Source organism: Clostridium sp. DL1XJH146, assembly GCF_054819755.1.
In genome coordinates this window covers 1-12919 of record NZ_JBTVVN010000034.1, presented here as the reverse complement: position 1 = coordinate 12919, position 12919 = coordinate 1, and the positions used below count along the sequence as shown (strand labels likewise).

Sequence of the window (12919 nt, the reverse complement as noted above, 5' to 3'; positions counted from 1 at the left end):
TTTGTAAATGACTTATGGATAAAGACAAAAATGTATAAATTTTCTTTGAGGAGCTTTAATAATTTAAATAGATGTTGACAATGTAAAGTATTAAGCACACATAGCTATTGGTTAAAATTTAGTTATTTAGAATTAGATAAACAAAGCATTACAATTTTCTCTTTTCTATGCTTTTATTGTCAATTGGTATTTGTGATAATAGTACTATACTGAAATGAAATGCATATTAACAATCATAAAGTTAATAAATTCAATGGTTACAGAATTCTGGAACCAACAATTAATATAAAATATATAGGAGTGATTTATATGTTATGTGCAGTTATTATGGCAGGGGGTAAAGGTACTCGATTTTGGCCGTTATCCACTGAAGAAAAACCGAAACAATTTCTAGATTTATTTGGCAAAGAAACGATGATACAGATGACAGTATCAAGATTAAGGAAGATGATTCCAATTGAAAGAATTTTTATAGTTACAGGTAAAAAGTATGGTAATTTAGTTAAACAGCAAATTCCAGATTTGCCGGAAAGAAATATTATTCAAGAACCAGTAGGTAAAAATACAGCTCCATGCATTGGATTGGCTGCGTTGGTTATAGAAAAATACTATAAAGATGCTACTCTAATTGTATTGCCATCTGATCATTTAATATCAGATGATGAAATGTTTATTAAAACAGTGAAAGTAGCAGAAGAATTTATTCAAGATAAAATTAATGCTATTTTAACTTTAGGTATAAAACCTAAGAGAGCAGAAACTGGTTACGGGTATATAGAATTTACTAAAGAGAGAATGATATTAGATGATTTTGAAATCAGGAAAGTACATGCTTTTGTTGAGAAACCTAATAAAGAGAAAGCTAAAGAATACTATGAAGATGGACACTATTTATGGAATGCAGGAATGTTCATTTGGAAAACAAGCACTATACTTAATATGACAAAGGAGTACTTATCTAGTACATATGATATTCTAAGTGAAATTGTTGCTACTAGTGATAATGAATTCCAAGCAGTGCTTGATAGAAGATATAGTGAAGTTGAAGATATTTCTGTGGATTATGGTATAATGGAAAATGCTCAAAATATTTATGTTCTCCCAGTAGATTTTGGATGGGATGATGTAGGAACTTGGTATTCTGTTGAAAGGCTCAGTTCTAAAGATGATACGAGCAATTCAGTATTAAGTGAGAATAAAGTATTTAGTATAAATAGCTCTAATAATACAATTGTTTCTATAAGTAAACCTATAGTATTAGCAGGTATAAGCGATATGATGATAGTCGAATCGGAAAATTTGATACTGATTAGTCACAAGACTTTAATCGATGATATAAAGAACATAAAAGAAGAAGTTGAAAAGAAATATTTTAATGAGGTGTTAATATGAAAATTGCATTAGTACATGATTGGCTACCTTATATGGGTGGAGCAGAAAGGGTACTTATTAACTTTAAAGAAATCTATCCAGAGGCACCTTTGTATACATCTATATACAATTCTGATAGATTAGATGAAAAGCTTAAAAATATTGACGTTAGAACTTCATTTTTACAAAAAAAGAAAAAAGCAATTACTCATCATCAAAAATATTTTCCATTTATGCCAATGGCGTTTGAAAGTTTTAATTTAAATGAGTATGAACTAATTTTAAGTAGCAGTACTTGCTGTGCAAAAGGTGTGATTACTAATCCTAATACTATGCATATTTGTTATTGTAATTCACCAATGCGGTATGGATGGGAATTTTACTATGAGTATGCTAGCAGAGAAAAAATGAATCCATTTAAAAAAATATTTCTTAAATATTTTATGAATTACATGAGGATTTGGGATAATGTATCTTCAGATAGAGTGGATTTTTTTATAGCTAATTCAGAAAATGTAGCTAAAAGAATTTGGAAGCATTATAGAAGAGAAAGTGTAGTTATTCATCCACCAGTTAATATTAATTTTTTTAAAACATCTGAAACAGTTGAAGATTATTTCTTGATTGTTTCTAGGTTAGTTTCATATAAAAGGATAGACATTGCAGTAGAAGCTTTTAACGAATTAGGATTACCTTTGATTATCATAGGAGATGGACCTGAAAAGAAAAAATTAGAGATGTTATCAAAAGATAATATAAAGTTTTTAGGACGTAAATCTGACAAAGTTATTAGAGATTATTATTGTAAGTGTCAAGCATTTATATTCCCAGGTGAAGAGGATTTTGGTATAACTCCTTTAGAGGCTCAAGCTAGTGGAAGACCAGTAATAGCATATGGTAAGGGTGGGGTGCTAGAAACCGTTATAAATAATAGAACAGGGGTATTCTTTTATGAACAAACCCCTGTATCTTTAATTGCAGCTATAGGTAGTTTTAAAAATCTTAATTTTGTCAGTTCAGATATAAGAAAACATGTTGAAAAATTTAGTGAAGAAAATTTCAGAAAAAAAATTGAAGGGTATATTGAAAATTGTTTAGATAATTTCACAAACAAAAAAAAATGGAAAGTTATTTAACGAGAACTATATAAAATTATAAGTTATAACAGTTAATTATTTATGGATAAAGATAACCAATTAGTTAAATAAAATAGTAAATATATATATTTTGTTTTAACAATAATAAAGTTGTTTTTATTATCAAGTATTTAGGCAGTAATTATTTTTTTTGTATGATTTACAATCTATGTTTAATTATGTATTTTAGGGAGGGGCAACATGAAAGTATTAATAATTGGTGTAAATGGATTTGTTGGTAAATATCTCATTGAAGCAATAAAGAATAGATTTGATAAAAGTCAGCTAGAAATTTACGGAACTTATTTTGGACAAAAGAATAGTAGTATAAATAATGTGAATTATATTAATTTGGATATAACTGATAAAGTAAAAGTTTTAGATATAATAAAATATATTAAGCCACAGTATATTTTTCATTTAGCAGCACTAAGTTCTGTAAGCATTTCATGGAATAACCCACAGTTAACTTTTGAGACTAATGTAATTGGCACTATACATGTTTTGAATGCTATAAGAGAATTAAAGTATAAACCGAGAACTCTTATTGTCGGTTCAAGTGATGAATATGGAAATGTCATTGAAACCAGTATTAGTGAAGAACAAGTTTTAAATCCCCAAAATCCGTATGCTGTTTCAAAAGTAACTCAAGAGATGATTTCAAATATATATAGCAATGCTTATGGTATGGATATTGTAATGACAAGATCTTTTAATCATATAGGGCCTGGACAAGAACCTGTTTTTGTTGTTTCAGATTGGGCAAAACAGATTACAGAAATTCAAAAAGGAATAAGGGATAATAAAATTTTTGTTGGTAATATTGATGTGAAAAGAGATTTTTCTGATGTTAGAGATATAGTAAATGCTTATATAGATTTAATAATAAACGGTGTTTCTGGGGAGGTTTATAACGTTGGTTCGGGGAATTCAATTGAATTAAGGGATATACTTAAGTTGTTGATTACAGCTGCGAATATTGAAGTTGAAGTTGTAATAGATAAGAAAAAATTAAGACCAATTGAAAATAAAGAAATTAAGAGTGATAATACTAAATTAATAGATGCTACAGGGTGGAAAGCAAAATATAAAATAGAAAATACTTTAATCGACGTTTTAGATTATTGGAGAGACAATAATTAGTAATGCAGATAGAAAACTGAATATGTTAATGAATTTTAAAATGTATTCATTATATTTGTATTTAAAGTCCAGAAATGTTACTACGTTAATTCTATTTAGATATAATTTAAGGTAGTAACTAATAATAAAGACTTTTATCCTATATAGGAACTGAATTAATAGTTGTAAAAAATAAATTTTAAGATGAGAAGATACAGTAATATAATCAAATATATGTACTACTAAATTAATATTATACTTTAGATTAATAATGCAGTTGTATGAAATATTTTAAGTAATTGATGGGGCTTCGTTTTTGAAGATGTTGCATACTAGTTTTAAAGCTGACTTTACTAATTTTGAAAAATAATCTTAATATTATGTAAATAACAATCAATAACGCATTATTTGTAAGTAATTATTTAATTTTTAGGGTTTTATTTATACAAAATAGACTAATATATTTTATTTTCAAGAGTGATATTTTGCTAAACAAGCTAAATTTTTGTATATAAGCATAATATATGATATTTTAGTTGAAGCTTAAATAATTGAATTAATAAACGAAATAAAAATAACTTGTAGATCTATTGAGAAATAATGAGATTTTTTTATATTAGATAACCTTTTTAAATTTTAGAGTTGATAATAGAATTTTTATACTTTTATAAGTAATAAAAGTATAGTTTAAATGATAATTTGTGGTAAATATATTAACTAGACTGCGAAAAAAGTAATCATAAATTTTATTTGATGACACGATAATATAATTAGTTTTATTTTAATTTAGTATAAAATATTACTACTTTAATAGCAATTATGGTCAAATATTCAAAGTTAGGTGGTGAAATAAGAAATGGGGAATGATTTTTCATTCAATTTATTTACTCATTCCAAAATAACATTAATAAAAATTAAAAAAAATCAATGGATAGAATTTCTTTTTATGCTTATTTTATTATTTATTCCTTTTAGAGATATTTTAACTATTGAAATTTATGGGATTACAATAAGAATTTCAGAGGTTTTTATGGTGTTTTTTGATATTATTTTTGTTATATGTTTAAAAGAATACTACAAAAAAATAAATAAGTATATTTTTATGTCAATTATAATGTTTTTTATAATTAATTTAATTTTTTCTGGATATTCTATATTTTTGCCAGAAGTAGTAATCAGTATTGTTATAAGAGAAATAATATGTTTGAATTTTTATATTATTTCATTATTGATTATTTATAAATATATAATTAATAATAAAGGCAAACATAGTTTGTATATAAAAACTATTATTTATTCAAATCTATTCTTAATACTTTTGTTTTTAATTGATTATAAATTTAATTTTTTAGGTTTGAATCGACCTTATGAAATAATGTTTGGTTACAATATTTTGAGATTTAAAGGTTCTGCAAGTGAACCTGCTTATTTTGCGAATTTAGTTTTTTTACCAGTTACTATTTTAATTAATTCATGCATAAATAAAACTAAAATAATTAAGTTCCAAAAAATAATACTAGTAGTTTTTATATTAGCACTTTTTTTAACTTATTCAGCTGCAGCTTATGGGGCCATATTTTTAATTGTTTTTCTGAGTGTTTTTTTAAGTATAAATAATAAAAGAAGTAGAATAACATATGTTAGTTTGGTTTTAATAATAGCATTTTTTACTTACCTGATATCTACAAAATATTTTCAAAATGAAATATTATACAATATTATTAGTAAGATAACCAATAGAAATGCAGATTATTCAGCAATAGAAAGAAATGACTGGAGGATAAGTGCTTTTAATATGTTTAAAGCTTCTCCTATTTATGGTAACGGAGTTAGTAGCTTTTTTACAAATCAAAAATCTTATGGAATGATAAGATTTAATAGAATATCAATCGATGCAAATTGTCTATATCTCTATTATTTAGCTGAAAGAGGATTAATTGGTTTTTTAAGTCTCATCAGTCTCTTTATTTCTATTATTATTTATTCGTTTTACGAATTAAAAATGATAAGTGATAGTTATCAAAAAACTATAGGGATAAGTCTTTTTATATCAGTACTTATTTATTTTATACATTTTTGGGCAATAGGCTATTTATGGGTTTACTATTTATGGGTGTATATTGCGATAATTCTAAGTTACTTTCAAAATGTAGGAAGTTTAGGAGTTGATTAAATGAAAGTATTAATGATTTCAGGTTCATATAAGCTAGAAAAATGTGGCGTAGGAGATTACACTGTAAAATTATGTAAAGAATTAGGGAAATTTGATGATATAGATTTATATATTTTAAATTCTAGACATTTATATAAATCTAATAGTATTTTGAATACGCATTTAATTAAATGGAAAATTAAAGATTTAATATACTTGAGTAATTTAGTAAATAATATAAATCCAGATATTGTACATATCCAATTTCCTACTAAAAGTTATAGAAAGTCATTGGCTATTGTTATTTTTATGATCTTAACAATGTTTAAAAAGTATAAGTTGGTTTTAACATTGCATGAATTTAGTTATAGTAACATTCTTGCAAAGGCTAGAACTTGGCCAGGAATTATAGCTGCTAAGAAAATAATAGTAGTAGATGAAAAATATAAACAAGAAATTGAGTCTATTAATTATAAATACTGTGATAAAGTTAAAACTATACATATCGCATCTAGTATGCCTAAGAATAATTTAAATACGGATATAAAAATTATGAATTTTAAAAAAAATTATAACATAAATAATGAATTACTAATAGGATATTTTGGATTTATAAATAAATCTAAAGGAGTAGAATATATTCTATTATTGACTAAAAAAATTGTAGAAAGTGGTTTTAATGTAAAACTATTAATAATTAGTGAGTTAAATAAAAATGACAGATACCATAAAGAATTAAAAGATAAAATTAAATATTTAAATCTGGTGAATAATGTATATATTACTGGATATTTAAATGAACAAGATGTTTCTAATACTATTAAGATATGTGATTTTATGGTGTATCCTTTCATAGAAGGTCTTTCACCAAAGAACTCAAGTTTTTTAGCAGCAGAATTACAAAATGTTAAAATTATTACAACTTGTCCTGAAAAAAGCTATAAGTGTTTAGAATTTGGAAATAATGTATTTTTTGTTGATAATGCTAAAAATATAGAAGAAATGGAAAGAATAATTATCACGAATTATAAAAATAGTAATAAAGAAATATTTGTTGAAGATTCTTGGCAGGAAATAGCTTCTTTAACTTCTGATTTATATAAAAGTATTAGTAATTAGTATAACTATATATAGCAAATTGAACTAATTCTTAATTATGATTTCAATCAATGATTTATGCTGCATAAATGCTATCTAACTGCGTTTGAAAGAGTCCTTCTTAAGTTTTATAATTGAGTATCCTTCTTGTAAGAGTATTCATCCAATCCTCTATGAAAGTAATTTCATCGTGATGATAATCTGACATACGTTTTCCTTTTAGAATGAAACGACGTATAAGTCCATTATGCCTTTCGTTAGTCCTTTTTTCAAAGGATGAGTACGGATGAGTGAAATATACATTTGTGTTAGAGGACATTTTTATTTGCAGTAAATCCTTATTTTTAGTCAAGAATAACGTAAGCGTAAAAAATATCACATATGAAGTCAGATAATTATCTGACCTAATGAGTGATATTTTTTATTCTTCAGTTTTTTTACTTTTGCATTATCAGGAATAGATTCAGACCATGGAAGAAGCAAGTCTAGCTGATTCATCTGAATTTATATCTATGTTAGGCAACTTTTCAAATATGTATAGTGTAAACTATAATTGCACCAAAAAATAATTAAAAACTTGCCTACTAGTATTTTCTAATCCTTTTATGCAAACAATATTTTGGTAATAATATTAAGTATAAAAGGAAGTGCAGAGGGTGATAAATTTGAATGAAAAACAAGATATTATACTAAAACATATAATAGAAGATAAATCACAAAGGCAAATTAGTAAAGAAACTGGAATTTCTAGAGAAACAATTAGAAAGTATGTTAAAGACTATGAGCGTAAGTTAACCAAAATCAATGATGGTTTAGACGAAATAAATAAAACTGATATTATCGATGATATAACAGCTAAGCCCAAATACAAATCATCGCCTATAACTAAACAAGCTTTAGCCGATGAGGTTATAGAACGTATCAAACAATTTTCAAAGTAGAATAAGACAAAACGGTTAAATGGAATGTCTAAGCAACAAAAGAAAACAATAGATATGATGAAACTTTAATTGAAGAAGGATATGAAATTAGTTATTCAACTGTTACAAAAGCTGTAAACACCATTGAAAGAATAAAAAGAGACGCTTATATCCGACAGGAATATTCTACAGGAGATATAGTTGAATTTGATTTTGGTGTTGTTAAATTAAAGATGAATGATGGTAGCATAAAAACATTTCAAATGCTAGTATTTAGAGCAGCGTATAGTAATTATAGATGGGCTAGATTATTTCCTAAATAAAATACTGGATGTTTTTTAGAAGCACATGCAGCATTTTTCAAACATATAGAAGGAAATCATAGAACAGTTGTATATGATAACACCAGAGTAGCTGTAGCAAAATTTGTAGGTCATACTGAAAAGGAGCCAACAGAAGCCCTTTTGAAATTATCAATATATTACAAATTTAGATTTAGGTTTTGCAATGCTTATAGAGGCAATGAAAAGGGACACGTTGAAAGAAGTGTTGAATTTATAAGAAGAAAAGCATTTTCAAGAGAATGTACATTTACCTCATTAAATGAGGCTAACGCCTATCTTGATGAAATGCTAAATAAATGAAATTCAAGAACACTTTCTACTTCTAATAAGTCACCGTTTGAATTATTAGACGAGGAACGAGAATACTTATTACCTGATATGCCACTATATGAAACAGCAACTATTTCAGATTTAAGAGTAAATAAATACTTAGTCATTATGGTGGATTCTTGCTATTACTCCGTACCAGATGATTATGTTGGTACATTGGTGAGATGCAAGATATAGAATACTAAAATTTTAGTATTCAGATTGTTGATAAAGCCTTGCAAATTTGCAAGGCTTTATTTTTACTAATAATATTTTTAGTGTTTTTGGATAAAGAATTAATGCGATAGCATGTGTTTTTTTTGGTGGAGTTATCTTTTTTTGCAAAGCAACTAGAATTTATAGTCCTAGAAGTATGCGATAGCATCCGTGCTATCTTCTTTAAGTTCTGAGCTGCTGCTGTCATTAAGCATTGCTCAGTAATTTTTTTAATTCCGCGCATGCGAGAATAACGTAGTCCATGCAGTTCTTTTGAATCCGCAAAACTTCGCTCAACCGTTTCTTTTCTTTTTCTGTAAATAGATTTTCCTTTTTCAGTTCTGAGAAAAAATTTATCAGCTTCTTTAAATTCCTCCCATACATGTCTTCTTATAGTTCTTTTTTTGTTTTTCCCAATTAAGCATTTGTTCCTTTTTGAACAACAATTACAATCACATTCATTACTAACGTATTCAGTATATCCTTGTCTTGTTGTTGTTCTATAATTCAAAAAGCAATCATTAGGACAAGCATATACATCCCATTCTTCAATATAAATAAAACTATTAATTGTGTATTTGCCTTTTTCATGAGGACCTAATCTAGTAGCAATTACGGGCTGAACGCCCCTGTCACAAATCCCTTTACAAAGAGGAGCAGTATAATAGCCAGCATCTAAACCTACATATTTTACATCAAATTTGAATTTTTGAATTTGGATATCTAGTCTATCTAAGTATGGAACTACATCATTAACATTACCAGGAGTTACAAAAACATCTATTATAATATTGAATTTACTATCAACGGTTCTATGATCCAAATAAAAGAATCCTTTTGGTTTTCTATCTCTAACCATATGACCACTATCAGGATCTGTAGTACTTATTTTTATTGTTTTTATTTCAGGTTTATTTTCTTTTTTTTTAGAGGTTTTTGTCCATGTTTCTCACGAGTTTCAGTAACTGATTCTTCAAGTTTTTCTAGATAACTTTTAGTACTTTTCTCAACTTCTTTTTTTATAAATTTTTGTTTATTAGCATTAGCTTTTATATGAGTTGAGTCAGAATAAAGTATTTTCCCCTTAACCAAATTAGAAGAAATAGCTTTAAAAACAATTTCATCAAATATTTCTTGATATACGTTAGATTCATTAAATCGTCTAGTACGATTTTTGCTTAGAGTAGAATGATTAGGAATTTTGTCTGTTAAAGAATAACCTAGAAACCACCGATATGCTATATTAACTTCGATTTCTTTTACGAGCTGTCGCTCCGAACGAATACCGAACCAATATCCTATAAGTAACATTTTAAACATAACTACTGGGTCGAGTGGCGGACGTCCGTTATCTTCACAGTAATATGGTTTTGTTATTTTATAAATAAATGAAAAATCTATATTCATATCAATTTTTCTAAGTAAATGATCCTCCGGAACTAAATTTTCGATATATACACATTCAAATTGGTTTACAACAGATTGTTTTTCTCTAAGCATTTTATATTCCTCCTGTAAAAGCACTATAATTATTTAATTCTACAAAAGTGTTAAAAATCCTTTTTGTAAAAAATGTAAAAAGGCTGTTGACAAATTATGTTTGTCAACAGCCTGAATACTAAAATTTTAGTATTCTATAATGAAAAAGAAATAGCCAGACATGATAAAATTCACGGGATGAATCTATGGAATATAGACATCATTCATTATGCTAAAACTCTTTTCAGAAAGCCAAAGACTCTAGTTAATAGCACAGCTTTTAATCAAATGAATAGTAGTTTAAAAGCTATTTATTCTAATTATTTTAACGATAATGAGCGTTATTTTATAAAGCTTATTGAGTTAGTTTGTAATTATGGTCTAAATTCTATTAATAATGCCATAAAAAACTTACAAGAAGTATGTCCAACTAATATTAGTGTTGATAAAATAGAATTTATATATTCTAGAAAAGAAGATCCTAAAATTATATATCTAGAAGATTATAATGGTGAAATTACAAATAATTCTCTTAACATGCTAAATGAGTTTAATTATCTTTTGGATTTATAGACTGTTTTTCTATTCGACAAGTCAATCAAATAAATAGATACCTATGATTGTTAATAAAAAGTATTTAGAAGATTTAAAAGAACATTTATTTTTGAAAATATCTCAAGAAACGGAAAACAAGATTCTTGAGAAGTTTGCCAAAGAACCAGATGCAAATGAATACACAGAACAAGATATTTATGAACAGATAAGAAAAATGGTTCGAATTTAATTAGTGCACACACTTATCCACAGTTTTTAAAAATGTATTCATTTTAAGTTATATGGTGTATTCTATACTAAATACACAAAGTAGTGGATACTAAGAATGCGGGGCAGTGGATAGGTTTGTGTAAACACAAATCTATCTACTGCTTTTTATGTATGATGAGTTGGTAGATTTGGAATAATATACTTTAAGAAGTTTAGGAGGAATATTTATGACAAAGAAAATTGATACCAACTTTAATTACAAGGAAGAAGTAAAAAAATGCAAATCAATCGATGATGTAATGGGTAAAAATGGATTGATACAAAGATTAGTTAAAGATGTTTTAGAGAATATTTTAGAAGGTGAAATGGAAGATCATTTAGGGAGAGAAAAATACCAACGTCAAGAAGATATGAATATCCAAGATAGAAACTATAGAAATGGTTATAGCAGAAAGAATTTACGAAGTTCTTTTGGTGATGTAGACATTGATATAACTAGAGATAGAAAGGTTGAATTTGAACCAAGGATAGTAAAAAAATATGAAACTTTATGCAATGAATTAGATAAAAAGGTTATTTCTTTATATTCTAAAGGCATGTCTACTAGCGATATTCAATCAGAAATAGAAGATTTATACGGTATAACAATATCACCTTCTATGGTTTCTAAAATAACAGATAAAGTTATGGCTAGTGCTAAAGAGTGGCAAAAAAGAGCATTAGATAAAGTTTATCCAATAGTATATTTAGATGCAATGCATTTTAAAGTAAGAAGCAATGGAAAAATAATAAAGAAAGCTGCTTATATTTGCTTAGCATACACAATTGATGGTTTCAAAGATATTTTAGGTGTATGGATAGATGAAGCCGAAGGTGCTAAATTTTGGCTAGGTATCTGTAATGACCTGAAAAATAGAGGGGTTAAAGAAATATTAATAGCCTGTATGGATGGTTTGAAAGGTCTACCACAAGCTATAAAGACAGTATTTCCAACAGTAAATATACAAACATGTATAGTTCATCAAATAAGAAATTCTATTAAATATATAGCTTCTAAAGATAAGAAAGCTTTTATGAAAGATTTGAAGGAAGTTTATAAAGCTCCTACGGAAGAACTTGCTTTAGCGCAGCTAGATAATTTAAAAGAAACCTGGGGTAATAAATATGCTATTGTTATAGATTCATGGTACAAAAACTGGGATCACTTATACACATTCTTCGAATTCTCACCAAGAATAAGAAAAATGATATATACAACTAATGCATTAGAAGGCTTTAATAGGCAAGCGCGTAAATATACAAAGGTAAGAACCATTTTTCCTACGGACGAATATTTAAACAAATGTGTTTATTTAGCCACTATGGAAATTATTATGGCAAAATGGACTCAAGTAACTCCAAATTGGGGTGATACTCTAGCAGAACTAACAATTATATTTGAGGAGCAATTTAGAGAAGAATTAGCTTAATAGCTTGTACTTATTAGTATTTTTATGCAGCTTTAACGAGTAAAAATATTTCGAGATAAATTAATCTAAAAATGTAATAAAATATTATATAATTATTAGTGGAGATATGTTGATATTATTATATTATTGGAGGTTACCTATGAAAAAAGTAACAAGAAAACAAAAGAGAGAAAAATTAAGTACAATAAATTTTTTCGGAGAATTCTTAAAAATCAAAAATCATTTTTTTAAAGCAATTAACTCAAAACTAAAGGATGTTAAAGACAAAAGACATCAAAGTTATATTAATTACAATGTTGATATATTAATCTTTACATTGACAATGAAAAATATAACTGGTATAAAAAGCATGAACAAAATGACGACAGAATTTAATAGAAATGAATGTATTGATAATATTGCGAAAGCATTGGGATATGAGGAATTAGAAGAGTTACCCCATCATGATACTATCAACAACTTTTTTAGAAACATTAGCTCCTACGGAGATTGAAAAAATTAGGGACTATATGATAAAAGAATTGTTTAAAAAGAGATC

General features: G+C 26.6%; 8 protein-coding genes and 4 pseudogenes. 10 read left to right on the top strand and 2 right to left on the bottom strand.

Going from position 1 to position 12919, the window contains the following annotated elements:
* Window positions 1-309: 309 nt before the first annotated feature.
* The 5 genes from ACVHXK_RS14435 to ACVHXK_RS14415 all read left to right on the top strand — a co-directional run bounded on the left by ACVHXK_RS14435 (window position 310) and on the right by ACVHXK_RS14415 (window position 6900).
* Window positions 310-1392, top strand: a complete 1083-nt coding sequence (locus ACVHXK_RS14435; RefSeq protein WP_461207113.1) for a mannose-1-phosphate guanylyltransferase — start codon at window positions 310-312, stop codon at window positions 1390-1392.
* Window positions 1389-2507: a glycosyltransferase gene (locus tag ACVHXK_RS14430; protein WP_461207112.1), complete on the top strand. Its 1119-nt coding sequence runs from the start codon at window positions 1389-1391 to the stop codon at window positions 2505-2507. The genes ACVHXK_RS14435 and ACVHXK_RS14430 overlap by 4 nt, the downstream gene beginning before the upstream one ends.
* 201 nt (window positions 2508-2708) lie before the next feature.
* A complete protein-coding gene (locus tag ACVHXK_RS14425) occupies window positions 2709-3650 on the top strand; it encodes a GDP-mannose 4,6-dehydratase (protein WP_461207111.1) in 942 nt (313 codons plus the stop codon).
* Between the two features lie 835 nt (window positions 3651-4485).
* A complete protein-coding gene (locus ACVHXK_RS14420) occupies window positions 4486-5802 on the top strand; it encodes an O-antigen ligase family protein (protein ID WP_461207110.1) in 1317 nt (438 codons plus the stop codon).
* Complete coding sequence (locus tag ACVHXK_RS14415; RefSeq protein WP_461207109.1) at window positions 5803-6900, top strand: glycosyltransferase; 1098 nt, start codon at window positions 5803-5805, stop codon at window positions 6898-6900. It abuts the gene before it with no gap.
* A 100-nt stretch (window positions 6901-7000) separates the two neighbouring features.
* On the opposite strand, the pseudogene ACVHXK_RS14410 reads toward ACVHXK_RS14415, so the two are convergent.
* Window positions 7001-7180 (bottom strand): annotated as a pseudogene (locus tag ACVHXK_RS14410) (IS30 family transposase); the annotation flags it as partial.
* 355 nt (window positions 7181-7535) lie between these two features.
* On the opposite strand from ACVHXK_RS14410, the pseudogene istA reads away from it, so the two are divergent.
* Window positions 7536-8647, top strand: a pseudogene (gene istA, locus ACVHXK_RS14405) (IS21 family transposase); the annotation flags it as partial.
* A gap of 178 nt (window positions 8648-8825) precedes the next feature.
* Here istA and ACVHXK_RS14400 read toward each other — a convergent pair.
* A pseudogene (locus ACVHXK_RS14400) lies at window positions 8826-10168 on the bottom strand (IS1182 family transposase); the annotation flags it as partial.
* Between the two features lie 117 nt (window positions 10169-10285).
* Between ACVHXK_RS14400 and ACVHXK_RS14395 the strand changes: the two are divergent.
* The 4 genes and pseudogenes from ACVHXK_RS14395 to ACVHXK_RS14380 form a co-directional block, all read left to right on the top strand.
* Window positions 10286-10720, top strand: a pseudogene (locus ACVHXK_RS14395) (IS21 family transposase); the annotation flags it as partial.
* Window positions 10721-10763: 43 nt separating this feature from the next.
* Entirely contained in the window at window positions 10764-10931 is a 168-nt protein-coding gene (locus ACVHXK_RS14390) for a hypothetical protein (RefSeq protein ID WP_461207108.1), read from the top strand.
* Window positions 10932-11139: 208 nt separating this feature from the next.
* The gene (locus ACVHXK_RS14385; RefSeq protein WP_461207107.1) at window positions 11140-12381 is read left to right on the top strand and encodes an IS256 family transposase; all 1242 of its coding nucleotides are present in this window, start codon (window positions 11140-11142) and stop codon (window positions 12379-12381) included.
* A gap of 139 nt (window positions 12382-12520) precedes the next feature.
* Window positions 12521-12874 (top strand): transposase family protein, encoded by a 354-nt coding sequence (locus ACVHXK_RS14380; protein WP_461207106.1) that lies wholly within the window; start codon window positions 12521-12523, stop codon window positions 12872-12874.
* The last annotated feature ends 45 nt before the right edge of the window (window positions 12875-12919 follow it).